The sequence below is a fragment of the Aeropyrum camini SY1 = JCM 12091 genome, assembly GCF_000591035.1.
In the GTDB taxonomy this organism is placed as follows: Archaea; Thermoproteota; Thermoprotei_A; order Sulfolobales; family Acidilobaceae; genus Aeropyrum; species Aeropyrum camini.
Genome location: NC_022521.1, coordinates 892,326 through 907,665 on the forward strand (window position 1 = coordinate 892,326; position 15,340 = coordinate 907,665).

General features: G+C 58.6%; 17 protein-coding genes and 1 tRNA gene. 10 read left to right on the forward strand and 8 right to left on the reverse strand.

Translation table 11 applies throughout. The annotated features are described in order from the left end of the window. Positions 1 to 17 precede the first annotated feature (17 nt). Together ACAM_RS04715 and ACAM_RS04720 are read right to left on the reverse strand one after the other, a co-directional pair. Positions 18 to 93 (reverse strand) — tRNA-Gln (locus ACAM_RS04715). 122 nt (positions 94 to 215) lie between these two features. Beyond that, positions 216 to 2,225: a 3-hydroxyacyl-CoA dehydrogenase/enoyl-CoA hydratase family protein gene (locus ACAM_RS04720; protein ID WP_022541676.1), complete on the reverse strand. Its 2,010-nt coding sequence runs from the start codon at positions 2,223 to 2,225 to the stop codon at positions 216 to 218. A 140-nt stretch (positions 2,226 to 2,365) separates the two neighbouring features. Between ACAM_RS04720 and ACAM_RS04725 the strand changes: the two genes are divergently transcribed. The 4 genes from ACAM_RS04725 (at position 2,366) to ACAM_RS04740 (ending at position 5,225) form a co-directional block, all read left to right on the forward strand. Beyond that, complete coding sequence (locus tag ACAM_RS04725; RefSeq protein WP_062661819.1) at positions 2,366 to 2,632, forward strand: hypothetical protein; 267 nt, start codon at positions 2,366 to 2,368, stop codon at positions 2,630 to 2,632. Positions 2,633 to 2,825: 193 nt separating this feature from the next. Then, a complete protein-coding gene (locus ACAM_RS04730; protein ID WP_198407776.1) occupies positions 2,826 to 3,848 on the forward strand; it encodes a pyridoxal-phosphate dependent enzyme in 1,023 nt (340 codons plus the stop codon). Positions 3,849 to 3,862: 14 nt separating this feature from the next. Then, positions 3,863 to 4,525 (forward strand): precorrin-2 dehydrogenase/sirohydrochlorin ferrochelatase family protein, encoded by a 663-nt coding sequence (locus ACAM_RS04735; protein WP_022541679.1) that lies wholly within the window; start codon positions 3,863 to 3,865, stop codon positions 4,523 to 4,525. Then, positions 4,503 to 5,225: a uroporphyrinogen-III synthase gene (locus ACAM_RS04740; protein ID WP_022541680.1), complete on the forward strand. Its 723-nt coding sequence runs from the start codon at positions 4,503 to 4,505 to the stop codon at positions 5,223 to 5,225. The genes ACAM_RS04735 and ACAM_RS04740 overlap by 23 nt, the downstream gene beginning before the upstream one ends. Here the strand turns inward: ACAM_RS04740 and ACAM_RS04745 are convergent. Both ACAM_RS04745 and ACAM_RS04750 read right to left on the reverse strand, forming a co-directional pair. Beyond that, positions 5,193 to 5,801, reverse strand: coding sequence for a hypothetical protein (locus ACAM_RS04745; protein ID WP_022541681.1), 609 nt, complete (start codon positions 5,799 to 5,801; stop codon positions 5,193 to 5,195). The genes ACAM_RS04740 and ACAM_RS04745 overlap by 33 nt on opposite strands. 1 nt (position 5,802) lies before the next feature. Then, positions 5,803 to 6,783 (reverse strand): aldo/keto reductase, encoded by a 981-nt coding sequence (locus ACAM_RS04750; RefSeq protein WP_022541682.1) that lies wholly within the window; start codon positions 6,781 to 6,783, stop codon positions 5,803 to 5,805. A 290-nt stretch (positions 6,784 to 7,073) separates the two neighbouring features. Here ACAM_RS04750 and ACAM_RS04755 point away from each other — a divergent pair, with 290 nt between their 5' ends. Continuing rightward, a complete protein-coding gene (locus tag ACAM_RS04755; RefSeq protein ID WP_022541683.1) occupies positions 7,074 to 7,310 on the forward strand; it encodes a ribbon-helix-helix domain-containing protein in 237 nt (78 codons plus the stop codon). Positions 7,311 to 7,438: 128 nt separating this feature from the next. On the opposite strand, the gene ACAM_RS04760 is transcribed toward ACAM_RS04755, so the two are convergent. From ACAM_RS04760 to ACAM_RS04770, 3 genes are all read right to left on the reverse strand, one after another. Next, positions 7,439 to 8,425, reverse strand: a complete 987-nt coding sequence (locus tag ACAM_RS04760; protein ID WP_022541684.1) for an Lrp/AsnC family transcriptional regulator — start codon at positions 8,423 to 8,425, stop codon at positions 7,439 to 7,441. Between the two features lie 90 nt (positions 8,426 to 8,515). Beyond that, the gene (gene ilvA / locus ACAM_RS04765; RefSeq protein ID WP_022541685.1) at positions 8,516 to 9,751 is read right to left on the reverse strand and encodes a threonine ammonia-lyase; all 1,236 of its coding nucleotides are present in this window, start codon (positions 9,749 to 9,751) and stop codon (positions 8,516 to 8,518) included. After that, on the reverse strand, positions 9,736 to 10,137 hold the full coding sequence (locus tag ACAM_RS04770; RefSeq protein WP_022541686.1) for a RidA family protein: 402 nt from the start codon (positions 10,135 to 10,137) through the stop codon (positions 9,736 to 9,738). The genes ilvA and ACAM_RS04770 overlap by 16 nt, the downstream gene beginning before the upstream one ends. 282 nt (positions 10,138 to 10,419) lie before the next feature. Here ACAM_RS04770 and ACAM_RS04775 point away from each other — a divergent pair, with 282 nt between their 5' ends. The 4 genes from ACAM_RS04775 (at position 10,420) to ACAM_RS04790 (ending at position 13,547) form a co-directional block, all read left to right on the forward strand. Then, entirely contained in the window at positions 10,420 to 10,914 is a 495-nt protein-coding gene (locus ACAM_RS04775; protein ID WP_062661810.1) for a class I SAM-dependent methyltransferase, read from the forward strand. 65 nt (positions 10,915 to 10,979) lie between these two features. Continuing rightward, on the forward strand, positions 10,980 to 11,726 hold the full coding sequence (locus tag ACAM_RS04780; RefSeq protein ID WP_022541688.1) for a KaiC domain-containing protein: 747 nt from the start codon (positions 10,980 to 10,982) through the stop codon (positions 11,724 to 11,726). Positions 11,727 to 11,766: 40 nt separating this feature from the next. Next, positions 11,767 to 13,065 (forward strand): IMP dehydrogenase, encoded by a 1,299-nt coding sequence (gene guaB / locus ACAM_RS04785; protein ID WP_022541689.1) that lies wholly within the window; start codon positions 11,767 to 11,769, stop codon positions 13,063 to 13,065. Positions 13,066 to 13,082: 17 nt separating this feature from the next. Continuing rightward, positions 13,083 to 13,547, forward strand: coding sequence for a PPC domain-containing DNA-binding protein (locus ACAM_RS04790; RefSeq protein WP_022541690.1), 465 nt, complete (start codon positions 13,083 to 13,085; stop codon positions 13,545 to 13,547). Position 13,548: 1 nt separating this feature from the next. On the opposite strand, the gene ACAM_RS04795 is transcribed toward ACAM_RS04790, so the two are convergent. Continuing rightward, on the reverse strand, positions 13,549 to 14,328 hold the full coding sequence (locus tag ACAM_RS04795) for a CBS domain-containing protein (protein ID WP_022541691.1): 780 nt from the start codon (positions 14,326 to 14,328) through the stop codon (positions 13,549 to 13,551). Positions 14,329 to 14,425: 97 nt separating this feature from the next. Between ACAM_RS04795 and ACAM_RS04800 the strand changes: the two genes are divergently transcribed. Beyond that, positions 14,426 to 15,337, forward strand: coding sequence for a GHMP family kinase ATP-binding protein (locus tag ACAM_RS04800; RefSeq protein ID WP_022541692.1), 912 nt, complete (start codon positions 14,426 to 14,428; stop codon positions 15,335 to 15,337). Positions 15,338 to 15,340 lie beyond the last annotated feature (3 nt).

The window sequence follows — 15,340 nt, forward strand, 5'->3', positions numbered from 1 at the left end:
GCTTGAGTGTAAACGTGTGGTAGCCGGGCCGGGATTCGAACCCGGGTCACGGGGGCCAAAACCCCGCATCCTGGGCCGCTAGACGACCCGGCTACAGCCCCTCTGGGGCCATGTCTACCATAGATGCTGCCGGGCCTAAAGGGTCTTTGGTATTAGAATAGGGGGCTGGTGAAGACCCTAAAAAGAAAGGAAGGTGGGTCCTGTCTTCACCCGCTTTACCTTCCTTTGAACCTTGGCTTCCTCTTCTCCAGGAACGCTGTGACGCCCTCTATAACGTCCTCAGTGCTGAAGAGGACGCTGAAGAGGGAGGCCTCTAGCTGCAGGCCAGCCCATATGTTGCTCTCCAGGCCGAAGTCTATGGCGTACTTCGCTGCTGCAAGCGCTATCGGAGGCTTCTCAGCCAGCTTCAGGGCAAGGCTCCTCGCCTCCTGCTCCAGAAGCTCGGGAGGCACCACCCTGTTGACTATACCCATCTTCTCCGCATCCCTGGCGGGTATCATGTCGCCAGTCATTATCAGCTCCTTCGCCCTAGCAGGGCCTGCGAGCCTCGCGAGCCTCTGCGTCCCGCCGGCGCCGGGTATGAAGCCCAGGTTTATCTCGGGCTGGCCTAGCATGGCGTCCTCGCTCGCTATCCTGATGTCGCCCGACATAGCCAGCTCGAGGCCTCCTCCTAGGGCGTAGCCCTTTATCGCGACTATCACGGGCTTAGTGTAGAACTGGATTTTGAGCGTGACCTCCTGGAACTTCCTGGAGAACCTGAGTATATCTATGGGTGTCACCTGGGCGAAGGCCGTCACGTCAGCCCCCGCGCTGAAGGCCCTCCCGGCGCCCGTCAATATTACAACCCTAACATCGTCATTTTCCTCCAGCTCGTCTAGAGCCTGGGAAAGCTCTGTTATCATCTTGGGTGATATGGCGTTGAGCTTGTCCGGCCTGTTCAGGACTATCCAGGCTATGGGCTTTTCCACCCTTACCAGGAGCGTCTCCATCTTCTTCTCCTCAACCTCTCCATACTCGTAGAAGCCCTTGCCAGTCTTCCTCCCAAGCCTGCCCTCCTCAACCATCTGCCGGAGGAGCGGGTCGGGCTCGGCATGCTCGACGCCGAAGTCCCTCTTAATCCTCTGTAGGGCTTCGACCACCTTGTCTAGGCCGAACTCGTCAGCATACTCGAAGACGCCTTTTGGCCATCCCAGCCCGAGCTTCACCGCCTTGTCAATATCCTCCTTGGTCGCAACGTCATCCCTAAGCAGCCATGCGGCCTCGTTTATCGGCAGGGCCATCAGGAGCAGCGGGTCAACCTTAGCCTCGTCCCTCGGTATACTAGGCTTCACGTACTTGTTGGGGGCTGGGTAGCTGTAGATGCCCTTGCCCGACTTGACGCCGTACTCTCCGGCCTTGAACTTCTCCTCGAATATGCTGCACTTCGCACTCTTGAAGCCTCTCCTGCTCATAGCCTCGAAGACGTAGTAGAACACGTCTATACCGCTGTAGTCGGCGAGCTCGAAAACGCCCATAGGCAGGCCGAGTAGGTACTTGGCCGTGGCGTCCACCTGAACAACCGTGTAGCCGCCCTTCTCAACCAGGAGGCAGGCAGACTCCATGAGCCTGCCGAGTATCCTGTTTACTATGAACCCTGGAACATCCTTCTTCACAACCACCGTCTGCTTTCCCATCTTCTTAGCAAGGTCTACCGTCGCCGCGACAGTCTCCTCGCTCGTCTTCTCCCCCTTCACCACCTCCACGAGGGGCATGAGGACCGGGGGGTTGAAGAAGTGCATTCCAACCACCTTATCCGGCCTGGTCGTGGCTGCGGCTATCTCGGTTATAGGCAGGCTGCTGGTGTTTGAGGCCAGTATGGCGGATTCTTTGGCGTGCTTATCGGCGAAGGCGAAGAGCTGCTGCTTGAGCTCTAGCTTTTCGGGTATGGCCTCAATCATGAAGTCGGATTCCGAGAGTGCCTTCGCCAGTTCCTCGCTGTAGCCGCCATCCTTAACGCTGACTATCGGAGTGATCCTCGACATGACTGTGTTGACAGACTCCCTTATCCTCCCTTTCTCAGCCAGCTTCTCGAGGCTCCACCTTATCCTCTGGAGGGCGTTGTTCAGGATGTCCATGTTAATGTCGGCCAGATACACTTTAAACCCTGCTATAGCCGCGAGCTCAGCAATACCGTGCCCCATAGTCCCGGCGCCAACGACAGTTATGGTCTTAACTTCCCCAGCCAAGGCTACCAAGCCAGCTAGAAAAGTTGTTTACGAGGGTCTAAATCCCAACGTATTCCCTTCGACATAACAGGCCACGGTAAACGTTTTAATAACCCTTAATAGCCCCCAGGATCTCCCTTTAGAATCCGGTGTATCTAGATATGAGCAAGTATCTAGACGAGCTGAAGGACATACTCAGGCCGCACCTCGCCAAGTACGGGCTCAAGATACTCCCCAGGGGCCAGAGCCAGTTCAGCCTAGTCAGGGGCAGCGAGATCGTCATGACCATCAGAGACGCCCAGGAGGTCGTCGAGCTCTCCTACAAGCAGAAGAAATACTCCTACGACAAGTGGTATACTAAGCCTGAGCACCTAGCCCACACTATCATAAACGTTCTGGAGGCGCAGGAGAAGCAGGTGTCCTCCTAGGACGGAACGAGACATCCGGCCCGCGGCCAGAAGGCGGCTCAGAGGGCAACACTTTTATAATTAACACTACTGTAAGCTTGAACCCCTCCGGGGCTCCTCAGCCAGTAAACCACTCCTCCCCGCTGAACAAGGCCAGCCTGTCAGCCTATTTCTCCCTGTGATGCAGACTCCTTGTGATGTGGTGCAATGGGGTTTGGCGGACTCTTTGGGATTTGTCCTGTGGTGCCCTAGGTGTGGAGTGAGGCTTAGGGAGGGGGAGTATAGGCCTTGGTGCCCCCGCTGTAAGGGGCCCCTGGAGGCTGAGGGGCTCCCCCGGCTTGGCCCGGTGCTTGGAGAAGGCTCAACACCCTTAGTGGAGGTTGGCGGCGGCGTCCGTGCCAAGATGGAGTACCTGAACCCCTCGGGCAGCTTCAAGGACAGGGGTGCTGGCTACAGCCTTAGACTGGCCAGTATGCTAGGGTACGACTGTGTGGTAGTTGACTCAAGCGGTAACACGGGGTTGAGCACGGCTGTCTACAGTGCTAGGCTCGGCTTGAGGGCTAGGGTTTTCGTCCCGCGTAGAGCCTCTCCCGGTAAGAAGGTTCTGATTAGGGCAGCTGGGGCCGAGCTTGTGGAGGCGGCTAGCAGGGAGGAGGCTGCAAGGCTGGCGGAGGCCGAGGCTGAGAGGTGCTTCCACGTTGCCCACCCGACTAGCCCTCTATTCCTAGAGGGGGTCAAGAGCCTGGGGAGGGAGATGGCGGGTGAGGCTAGAAGCGGTTCTACCGTGCTTGTTCCGGCTAGCAGCGGCACCCTCCTGCTCGGTATATACAGGGGGGTCAAGGAGGCCGGGAGGGATTTTAGACTCATCGCTGTCCAGTCGCCAGCAGCCTACTCCCTCAAGGGGCTCGTGCCCGAGCTCGGCTTGACCGGGGGAGGCGAGGGTAAACTCCTCGACGCGCTACTCCTTGCAAGGCCGCCGAGGCTCGGTGAGATGGCGCGTGCGGTGGTGGATAGCGGGGGAGGTGTTGTAGTGGTTGGGGATGAGGCCGTGCCGGGAGCGGTGAGGACGGCGCTTCGTAAAGGCTTCCTGATAGAGCCAAGCAGTGCCGCCGTCTTCGCAGCCCTAGAGGTCCTCAGGGAGAAGGGTATTCTCCCCGGGGATACTATACTGGTTTTGACGGGCAGCGGTTTGAAGTACGCCAGCCTTCTTGAGAAGCTTTCTGCAGGCGCCATATAGGCTGGGTGTGGGAGATGGGGTATCACCCCTTCGTGGTGAGGGTTAGAGGGGCTAGGGTCCTAGTGGTGGGGGGCGGCGGCGTCGGGGGTAGGAGGGCCCTGCTCCTAGCCTCCAAGGGCGCGAAGGTCAGGGTTGTCTCCCTCGAGTTCTCGAGGGAGTTACAGCAGGCTGCTGGCAGGCTTGGAGTCGAGCTGGTAGAGGGCGGGTTCGACGAGGCGAGGAGACACATCCCCTGGGCTTCTATAGTCGTCGTCGCTACTCCCCTCACGAGGGAGGCTGAGGAGTTTGTGGGGCATGCTCTGGAGGCGGGGAAGCTTGTGAACATGGCAGCCGACCACAGGCTCGGGAACCTCGTGTTCCCCTTCGCCGGTGAGGCTGGCGGGCTTATCGTGGGCGTCACGAGCCTGGGCGTATCGGGCCTTGCAGCTAGGAGGGCGCTAGAAAAGATAGTCGAGATGCTTGAGAGCGACAGGGAGGTCGAGTGCCTTCTAAAAACCCATGGGAGGGTTAAGAGGATGCTTCTCGAGAGCGTAGGGGATCCTAAGGTTAGGATGGCTATACACGCGTCTCTCTGGAAGGACAGAGAGTATAGGAGGCTCTGTAGCGAGGGCAGGGTTGAAGAGGCTTATAGGAGGGCTGTGGAGGTGGCTAGATGTGTCGCGGGAGCCGGTGTGTAGCTACCTCGTCCTCACCCCGAGCGAGGACCTCGCTATAGAGCTCCATAAGCTCCTGGGTGGCAGCACCTTCTGGATACCGGTCATGGGGTTTAGGGAGGCGGAGGGGTGGAGGGAGTCCCTGCTGAGTGCCCTCCGCAGATGCCCTGTGCTAGGGATAACAAGCCCCAGGGGTGCCGAGCTCCTGGCCAGGTCTCCGGAGGTCCTCGAGGCTGCGGAGAGGGTGTATGCCGTCGGCCCCCAGACGGCCAGGGTTCTACTGGAGATGGCGGGTGTGAAGCCCATACTCCCCCGGGGAGGCTATAGCGTGTCCTCCATGCTTAGAGAGGCGGAGGGGGCTGGCGAGAAGTGCATAGTGCTGGCGAGGAGCAGGGCCGGGCTAGGTAGGGGCGTGGAGGGGGCTGGGCTCAGGGTTGTCGAGGTTGCTATATACGAGCCCGTCATACGGGGGGAGATGTTGGAGGAGGCGGCGAGGCTCAAGGTCGACGTTGCGGTGCTTACGAGCAGTGAGATAGCGAGGATGTACTGCAGGGCTCTGGAGAAGGGGGGCGGGGGTGCAGGGGGGTATGTCGCGATAGGCGTTTCAACGGCGCTGGCGGTCTCAGCATGCCCGCCAAGGCCCCTCTGCATACCCCCCTCTGTGAAGAGGGAGGATCTTGCTAGAGCGGCTCTAGCCCTCTGCAGGCTTCTCAAGGGTGGCTAGGCCTTCTATCCACTCCTCTATTAGGTGCCTAGCTGCTGCCAGGAGGTATGGCACCTTCCTCGCTGGGTTGCATGACTCCACAGCTCTTGACGCCCTTCCGGGTAGGAGGCTCGAGGACGCCATACACTCTAGACACCTTATATCCCCGATGCTGACGAGCTCTACCCTGGCGCCCGTTCCTTCTTCTAGCCTCGACGCCACCTCCTCCAGGTCCTCCCTCTGCTCCGCTTTAAACCTCTTGGCGGGCCAGTATACGATCCCCACCTCCCTGCAGCCCTTTAACACCGGTATCAGAGCCCTCGCCGTCAGGCTCGGGGGTATGGGGCCTACATGCTTCGCGCCCGCCCTCTTCGCCGCCTCGGCCACCGTGTGGAGGTGGCCCCCCCTTGCCGGGAGCAGGCTGACCACGGTGTCTCCGCTGTTGAAGGCTTTCGCGCCCCTGCTCTCCACATCCTTCATCTGGACAGTAACGACTCTTACTCCAAGCCTGTCCTCCAGCCTAGAGGCCAGGTCTTCAACGAGTTTTACCGACGCCGGATCCCCCGGCTCGTGATATACAATAACTATCCTCCCCACTCTACAACACCCCCGCTAGCTTCAAGCTCTTGAGGGGGGCTTCCGGGCTCTCCCTCACCTCCTCCATGTATATCCTCCTGATCTCTTCGACAACACTACTGGGCAGCCGTATGGTGCTCTCAGGGGAGGTGTATTCCCTCAGCTTCTCCCTAGTCTTCGCTATTAGGACTACAGAGTCTATCGGCGCGCTCGATAGGATAAAGGCTATTGCCTTCTGGCCCGGCGTCCCCGGTAGGTCTTCGAGTAGGGGCTTGATCCTGCTGTATACTCTGAAGGCCCACCTGTACCAGCCCCCCCTCCTCAGGCTTCTATGGTCCCTGAGCCTCTCAGCCTCCCGGGGTGTTATGCTCTCGTCTAGAACCCCCCCTGCGTGGGGAACCCTTGCAACAGCAGCCACGCCCCTCTCCCTGGCCCATAATGCTATCGTGTAGCCGGGCTCCTGCTCCAGCATGTTGTAGACAAACTGTACCGCCTCAACCTCGCTGTGGGACATGGCCTCGAGAGCCTCCTCAGCGACGTCGGTCTCAGGGCCTAGAGCGACCCCGCCGAGGCCTATGAGCCCCTCACCCTTGGCCCAGGAGAGGAAGCGGTAGATCTCCCCCTTTTCCAGGACCTCAAGGGGAGGGTTGTGTATGTAGAGGAGGTCAACCCTATCGACTCCCAGCCTCTCGAGGCTCCTCCTCAGCGCCTTCTCTAGATACTCCCTGTCGTGGCGTCTCCTAGGCCTGCCTCCACCATAGAAATCGTAGCCTATCTTGGTCGCCACGAAAACACCCTCCCCCCGGGGGAAGGCTTGGCCCACTAGGCTTTCGCCCAAGCCATTGCCGTAGACGTCCGCAGTGTCGAAGTGCTCCACACCCAGTCTTCTCGCGAACCTGAGGACCTCGACAGCCTCACCCGGCTCCACACTACCATACATCCCCGTCAGGCTGTAAACCCCATAGGCCAGCTTAGACTCTGGCAGCCCTGTGAAGCCGGCCAACAGACCCTACCCACCCTGGAGATAAGAGGGGGCGGGCTGTTTAGCACCCGTAAGTATGTGCATTAACACCGCTAAACACTCGCAAGCACCCGGGAGGGTATGCGGGTATATAGGGTGTTAGGGGGTGTAGACATCATGTGGTTTCCACTAGAAGTTAACTCCTACAACCACTAACGATAGCCTAGTCATACTCTTGTACATAGCAAAACACCCGGTATTACCTTCGTATAGCAGCCCGGGATTCCCCTAAAACTCTAAGAACCCTTACAACACCACGGTGAAGCGCCGGGATGAGGCTCGTAACGGTGAAAATGCCCGAGATGTACGTTAAGGGAATAGACGAGCTTGTCCGAGCCGGTAGGTACAGCAGCCGGAGTGAGGTAATCCGGATAGCTGTTAGAGAGCTGCTCAAAAGAGAGCTATGGGGGACTGCAGCGCCGGCGGTGGGCCTTCCCCTGGCTAGGATAGGCCTGGAGCCCCTCGGTGCTGGGGTTGAGGGCGAGCATATCCAGCAGCCCGAGTTTTAGGATCCCCATATCCTCTCCAGCCTAGGGCCCGGGTCTCGAGCGGGCCTCTAGGACGCCTACCCCCTGCGGTAAGCTCTCCTAACCCTGTGCAAAGCTTATACTGGGTCCCAGGCCCCTGTCACGGAGGGCTATCTCACGTAGCCTGGCTTGAGGTCCTCGAGGCTGAATATGGCCATGGCGTCCCTCGGTCTACACTTCTCCCTAGCCTCTTCCAGCACCATGTTTATCCTGTCCTTGCTGGTGGCGTGGACCATGAAATAGCATATGTGCCTCCACGCCCCAGGGGGGTAGCTCTCCCTGAGGACGACGTGAGTGCTGTAAGGAAGCTCAGCCGCCCTCTCGCATGTCTCCTCGCCGCTCCCCTCGGGCTCCATTACAACCATCGCGTTCTCTGTGAACCCTGCCTTGTGGCCGTCTAGGGCTAGGCCTGGGTCCATCAGCACCCCTTTATCTAGGAGGAGCTTAACCTGGCTGAGGACCTCGTCCACGGTGATGCCGAGCCTGTCAGCAGCGTGGCGGTAGGGGTTTAAGTTGAGGTGGAGGACTCTCACGAGCCTGGGTAGCATAGGGTCTACCCCGAGGTCCTCGGGCCTCGGGGGCTTCTCCTCAACCCTCCAGTAGCGGCCGCTCCTCGATATACCCTCCCTGAGATCGTACTTGACGCTGAGCTTGTAGGTCCTCCTGCTGAACAGGGCTATCCACCCGTCAACCCCCACCTTCCTAGCCGCCTCGTCAACAGCCCTTAGGAGCTCCTCCCTAGTGGGCCTCTTGATGACGATCCAAACATTATAGACTGGATGGTCTCTGAGGTAGTTGTGCGTCACATCCGGGTCGCCCCGGAAGAGGTTGGCCAGCTCCCGGTACTTTTCTCCCGCGGCGAACGCTACGAGAGCCGCCGTCTTCCCCTGGGCGCGGTAGTTGTAGTAGAAGCCTATTCTCTTGACTATACCGGCCTTGGCAAGCTCCTTCAGCCTCTCCACCGCCCTCTCCGGGCTGAGGCCCACGCTTCTAGCAGCATCGCCTATCGGGTCTGGGGAGATCTGGAAGTTGTACTGGAGCTCCATAAGGAGGTCTATATCCCTCTCGCCCAACAGCTGCGTGGCACCGGCCGACATACCCTAACAGCCCTAATCCTAGTCGGATGTAGAGTCGGGCTGTTAAGCCTGAGTAAGTATCGGTTGTGCACTAGTATAGCTAGGACTGGATCAGTCTATGACGAACCTGTAGCCCATGTCCCTCAGGTCCTCCAGCAGCTCGAAGAGGAGCATCCGCTCGGGAACCTCCAGAACTATCGTCACCCTCGCCATCCCAGGGCTTATCCTCGGGTGGAGCCTATCATGTACAATGTCAACTACGTTACACCTCTTCTCAGCTATCACCTCGAGCACCCTATACAGCTGGCCAGGCATGTCTGGTATAACTCCCGTAATCCTCGCTATCCTACCCTCCCTGGCAAGACCAACCAGTATGACCTTCTCTATGCTCGTGAGATCCGCGTTCCCCCCGCTAACAATAACCAGGGTCCTTCCCTTAGGCTTCACAACCCTAGCCAGCAAGGCCGCCACGCCCGCAGCTCCAGCCCCCTCAGCCAGTATCTTAGACCTCTCTAGGAGGAGGTACATGGCGCTGGCTATCTCGTGCTCGTCCACAGTTACAACCTTATCCACGAGATACTTCACTATAGGGTACGTCAGCTTGCCGGGCTTCTTGGTCACCAGACCGTCAGCCAGGCTGTGGGTAACCTCAACCTCAACACGCCTATCCTCCTTGAGGCTCTCCACGAACTTGGGCGCAGCCTCAGCCTCAACACCTATAACCCTCGCGCCGGGCATTAGCTTCCGCACTACCGAGACAATCCCTGATATGAGCCCTCCCCCGCCGACTGGTACTATGACGGTGTCGAACCTGCCTCCCTGCTCGTATGATTCCCAGGCTATAGTGCCGTTGCCCGCCATGATCTCGGGATCGTCGAACGGGTGGACAAGCATATAGCCCCTCTCCTCAGCAATCTTCTCGGCGAGCTTGAAAGCCTCGTCAACAACACGGCCGTGCAGCACAACCTCCGCCCCATACGACCTAGTAGCCTTTACCTTGGCCGGGGGGGCTAGCTCAGGCATGACTATGACGCTCTTCAGCCCGTAGAAGCTGGCGGCATACGCCACACCCTGGGCGTGGTTCCCTGCGGAGGCAGCCACAACCCCCTCTACATTGCCCCTCTCGAGGGCCCTTCCAAGCTTGAACAGGGGCCCTCTGACCTTGAAGCTCCCCGTCTTCTGGAGGTTCTCGAGCTTGAGGTAAACCTCCACTCCTGCTATCGCCGAGAGGGTGGAGCTCTTGTCGAGGGGTGTCACATGGGCACCTCTGGCTACGTACCTCCTGGCCTCGGAGCTAAGCCTATAAATCTCGTCAGCCAGCCTAAGGGCTTCTACTTCTTCCGACAAGTGTAAAGCACCGCTTCGACCTCGAGGGGCGCCCCGAGGGGTAGCGCGGCGACGCCCACCACAGCTCTAGCTGGATACGGCCTGTTAAAATATTCTTTATAAATCTCGTTGAACTCCGAGAACCTTTCAATGTCCGTGATATAGACTGTAACTTTTACAATATCATCCATACTGTAGCCGGCGCCCTCAACTATAGCCTTTAGATTCTCCAGGGCCCTCCTAGCAGCCTCCCTAAACCCATCCCTCTCCAGGGCACCTGTCTCGGGGTCTATGGGTATCTGGCCCGAGACAAACATGAAACAACCAGACTCGACAGCCTGGCTGTAGGGGCCTACAGGCTTAGGAGCCGACTCCACTAGAATTCCCTTTTTACCCCCGTTGTCCAACAGGGGAACACCTTATCCTACAGTTGGGTATAAGCCCTTATAATGTTGAAGCCAGATACATATACAATAACGATGTATATGCAGATTTTGATGTTTAACTTTCTTAATGATATTGTTGTTAATTAGTACGGATTCGAACAAATTGCACAGGCCGTCGGGAACCGCCGCTCTGCACCTTCCCATGTAAAGCTTATTCTACCTTTTAATCCACCAATAGTACTTTTAGGATAGAGATTGGAACGGGGTTTCGACGAGGATCTCGCGTTTCTAGGGTGGATAGCTTTGACTCTCGGCTCCAACCCCCTAGTCCCCTACGTCCCGACGAGGCCCGAGCTTATACCCCGCATCCTCGAGCTTCTAGAGCTTAGAGAGGACGATGTCTTCTACGATCTAGGCTGCGGCGACGGTAGGGTTGTGATCGAGGCCGTGAAGAAGACTAGGGTGAAGAAGGCGGTGTGTGTGGAGACTAGGGAGGACCTGTTGAAGGAGGCTAGGATGAAGGCTGAGGAGGAGGGTGTTGCCGACAGGATAGAGTTCGTCAACAACGACTTCTTCAAGACTCCCCTTAAGGACGCTACAGCGGTCTACATGTACCTCCTCACCAGCGTCAACGAGAGTTTAAAGCCTAAGCTCGCCCGCGAGCTCCGTGAAGGTGCCAGGATCGTGACCCTAGACTTCCCCATACCCGGTTGGAAGCCGGTTAAGGTTGAAACGGCTACAACCGGTTGGCAGAGAAGCTTGTACCTCTACGTCAAAGGGGTCTCAGACAGGGGATAGAGCCCTTTTATTCCTACCGCTTTTAACCCCGAGGCTATACAGTCTCCCATATTAGGATGAGTATATTGGTCGATAGAGTTAAGACAGGCATACCAGGCATGGACGAGATCCTCTATGGAGGCATCCCCCGGAGGAATGTAGTCCTCCTAAGCGGAGGCCCAGGGACGGGCAAGTCGATATTCTCATATCAATACCTCTGGAACGGCCTTAGAGAGGGAGAGCCTGGAGTTTTCGTCGCCCTGGAGGAGCATCCGGTGCAGGTTAGGATTAACATGGCGCAGTTCGGGTGGGACGTTAGAGAGTATGAGAGGCAGGGCTTGTTCGCCGTCGTCGACGCTTTTACCAGCGGCATCGGCGAGGCGGCGAAGAAGGAGAGGTATGTCGTTACAGACCCTGAGGATGTCGGGCTTCTGATCGACGTTTTGAAGGAGGCCATAAGGGATGTTGACGCTAAGAGAGTCGCTATAGACAGCGTCTCCACCCTCTACCTGGCTAAACCCGTTCTGGCTAGGAGGACGGTGATGCTGTTGAAGAGGGTTTTGTCCGGCCTCGGAACCACCAGCATACTGGTGAGCCAGGTCTCCGTCACGGAGAGGGGGTTCGGAGGCCCTGGTGTCGAGCACGCGGCCGACGGTATTATCAGGCTTGACCTGGACGAGGTTGACGGAGAACTCATCAGGAGCCTTATAATCTGGAAGATGAGGGGTACGAAGCATAGCATGAGGCGCCATCCCTTCGAGATAACTGACAAGGGTATAATAGTCTATCATGACAAGGTCGTTAGAATCGGCCGCCGCGTATCCATAGAGTAGCGGGCAGGCTGTTGGCGGGCTGTCAAGGGTGGTCGTGGTATTGGAAGAGAATAGCTACCACGGGATCGACACGCTACTCCTCACCTTCGACGACGTAGCCATCCTACCTGGGCTAAGCACTGTCGAGCCCCACGATGTAGACCTAGCCACCAAGGTTAGCAAGAGGATTTTCGTCAGCACACCCTTCGTATCAAGCCCCATGGACACGGTTACGGAGTGGAGGATGGCGGCGGCCCTTGCAAGGCTGGGTGCGGTGGGGGTTATACATAGAAATATGCCGCGTGAGGAGCAGGCGCGGCAGGTGCGTATTGTCAAGGGCCTGTCCCCATCGCCGTGGAGCGAGGTACCCAGGATCAAGCTTCCCGACGGCCTCGACAACTACTCCCTCATCATGGAGGAGGTTGAGGCTGGAGCAGCGGTTGTCTTCGGGGCTGGGGGCATAAAGGGGTATCTAGTCCTCGAGAGGCCTGACGCCCAGTTCTGGCTGGATAAGGCTAGATACCTCAGCCTATATCTACTCAGGATCAGGCCCTTGCCCACGATAGATGGTGATGGCAGGCTTATAGTGGGAGCCGCGGTCAGCCCCTTTGACATCGAAAGGGCGAGGCTACTTGAGAAGAGCGGCGCCGACTTCCTCGTCGTAGACGTGGCTCACCTCCACAACACAAACGCCCTCTCCAGCCTAGCGAGGCTAGTGAAAGAGGTTTCCATAGACGTGGTCGCCGGGAACCTTGGCACGAAGGAGGGCGTGTTAGACACGCTCTCCAGGGCTGAGGAGGTGGCGGGGCTTAGGATGGGTATATCGAGCGGCAGCATCTGCAGCACCGGTGAGGTGGCGGGAGCCGCCGTCCCCACGCTAACGGCCGTCATGAACGCGGCCCAGGCCCTGGAAGAGCTGGGCCTAGCTGGTAGAATACCCATAATAGCCGACGGCGGGGTCAGGAACGCTGGCGACGCTGCAAAGGCAATTATAGCAGGGGCTTCAGCAGTTATGGGCGGGAGGATCTTCGCTGGCGCTGAGGAGAGCCCCGGGCCCAGGATAAGGGTTGGCGATAGGCTTTACAAGCCGTATCGCGGCATGGCCAGCAGGGGGGCCATGGAGAGGAGGTTCGCAGTAGACAGGTACTCCAGGCAGGCTAAGGCTGTCGAGGAGGGTGTGGAGGGGCTAGTCCCCTACACAGGGCCTGTCGTCAAGACGCTGTATGAGCTCGCCGAGGGGCTCAAGGCGGCGCTCGGCTACGCCGGAGCCCAGGACATAATCTCGGCATGGAGGGCCAGGCTGGCAAGGGTCACTCCAAGCGGCTCCAGGGAGATAAAGCCCCACGACATACTGCTTTGATAAAGTGGGGAGTTTGGATGGTCCGCAGGCTCCCTGCGTCTACAGGCAGGGTCTTCGCGGTTAAGATAGAGGAGGGTGAGGATGTTCATAAAACCCTCTCCGGGCTGGCGGAGGCCGAGGACCTGGGCTTCGCCATGGTTGTGGGTATAGGTGGCATGGCTGAGGCGACGGTTGCCTACTATAGTCCCGAGGAGGCGACCTACTATACAGTAGATGTTAGGCCCCCGGACGGGAGGGTGATCGAGGTTGCGAGCCTTGCTGGCAACATATTGAAGACGTCGGAGGGCTATAACGTCCACCTACACGTGACTCTCGGCACATCCCCGAGAGAGAGTGTAGCCGGCCATTTGGTTAGGGGTGTTGCAAAGCCTTTCATGGAGGTGTTCATAGTCGAGATCGTGTCCGGGCAGGGGGCGCCAGGAACGAGCGTTTTCGACCATAGAGAAGGGTTTAAAGCCTCCTACAAAAGCCTCAGCCAATAACCTAGGCTCCCCCTCCACTTCGGAGCCTTTGGCCAACCCAGAAGCCAGCAGCAGCCCTCACTACGTCAAACTCGTCCAGCGAAGCTAGGGGTTTCCAGCCGGAGTGGACAACCGCGAGCCTCGAAGCCGCGTCCACCATAGCTGCTACCACCTCCGACAAGGCTCCCTCACAGTGTGTGAAAACGTCGATAGGCTCCGCCGCATCCCCTGCGGTCAACCCCTCGACAGCGGCTTTCAGGGCTGAGAGGGGCTCTAGGAACCCCCAGGGGCTCTCAACACCAACCAGAACCACGCTCCTCCCAGAGGAGGCCATAGACTCTAGAGCAGTCTCCACCGGCTCGTTTGGCGAAACTCGAGGGTGAAGAGATCCTACAACCTCAGATACAGGAGCAAGCAGTTCCTCCGGCTCTACCGCCTGCAGAACGTCCCAGCTCGTGAACACGCCCAGGGCCCCGCGCATATCGACCAGAAGGGTGGAGAGGCCTGTCCTGACCATAAGCTCGGCCGCCTCACCCACAGTAGTGTCCTCACCTATGACGGGTGGCCTGCTCTTAGCGAGGGCTGCAATTGGGGTGTTCCACGCGCCGATCCCGAGCCTCTCGAACACAACGGGTATGTCACCCGGCTCTATGATACCCGTGACGGCGACGCCCCTCCCTACCAGTATCCTGTGTTTGTGCAGCACGAGCAATGCTGACACGGCCTCGCCAAGGCTTGTCGACGGCTCGAACGTTATAGCAGGGGCTGAAGCATATAGTGAAACCTTATCGTTAAGGCCCAAAGCCTAGGATACACCTCAATGTAATACTGTTACCCACCAGGCTAATTTACCTAAGCCCCCTAGAGCTACACGGGATTAGAGATAGGGGCGCTTCCCGGTGGTGAGCAGAATTTCGGTGGAGGGGGGCTCTAGGCTGCACGCAGGGTTCCACATTGTAGACCCGCAGCGCAGGGTGTGGGGTGGGGCTGGCTTCTACATCGACGAGCCGAGGGTCAGGGTTGAGGCTTGGGACTGTGGAGAGCCTCGGTGGGAGGTTGACGAGGATGTCTCCAGGCTCCTTGAGAGGGCCGGGTTTATGTGGGGCTGCCTTAGGGTATTGAGCGGGCCTCCCAGGCATGTAGGCCTCGGCTCTACAACCCAGCTCTCCCTGGCCGCCGCCCTGGCTCTCTCAGCCCTGAAAGGGTTAAACCCCGATATAGCTAGCCTAGCACTCAAGCTGGGTAGGGGGCGTTTCTCAGCGGTTGGCACGCTCCTGGCCGCTCACGGCGGCTTCGTCCTCGACTCCGGAGAAGTGTCGGCGCGTCCAGTAGCCCACCTGAGTATTCCTGGTGATTGGAGGTTCGTGGTGGTGTTGCCGCGGGTGGAGCCCGGTTTGGAGGAGGGGGGGATGGAGGATTCGATACTGGAGGCCGCCGCCCTGAGAGCGGCTAAAGGCGGTGATCTGAGGGTGCGGGGGGCTCTCCTCTTGGCAATCGGCATCGCGAGGAGAGACCTTGACACTGCGTTGGAGGGTCTCTCATCCATACAGGCTGGAACAGGCCTCATGTTCCAGAGGTTCCAGGGGGGTGTTTACAGGCGTGACCTGCTGGAGATTATAGACGAGGCGTCGAGAAACGGCGTCAAGCTTGCCCAATCCAGCTGGGGGCCTACCCTATACACCATATCCCACGAGTCTACAGCCCCCTCCGATGCCCGCATGCTCAAGGCCATACTCCGCTCACGTGGAATTGAAGGTGAGGTCCTAGTGGCCAAGCCTAGAAACGTGGGGCTGAAGCTGGAGGCGGGGTGAGAA

Coding starts and splice junctions, on each gene's coding strand:
- ACAM_RS04735 (WP_022541679.1), top strand. CDS start 3,863: ATGGGGTATCACCCCTTCGTGGTGAGGGTTAGAGGGGCTAGGGTCCTA.
- ACAM_RS04790 (WP_022541690.1), top strand. CDS start 13,083: ATGGTCCGCAGGCTCCCTGCGTCTACAGGCAGGGTCTTCGCGGTTAAG.
- ACAM_RS04725 (WP_062661819.1), top strand. CDS start 2,366: ATGAGCAAGTATCTAGACGAGCTGAAGGACATACTCAGGCCGCACCTC.
- ACAM_RS04760 (WP_022541684.1), bottom strand. CDS start 8,425: ATGTCGGCCGGTGCCACGCAGCTGTTGGGCGAGAGGGATATAGACCTC.
- ACAM_RS04755 (WP_022541683.1), top strand. CDS start 7,074: ATGAGGCTCGTAACGGTGAAAATGCCCGAGATGTACGTTAAGGGAATA.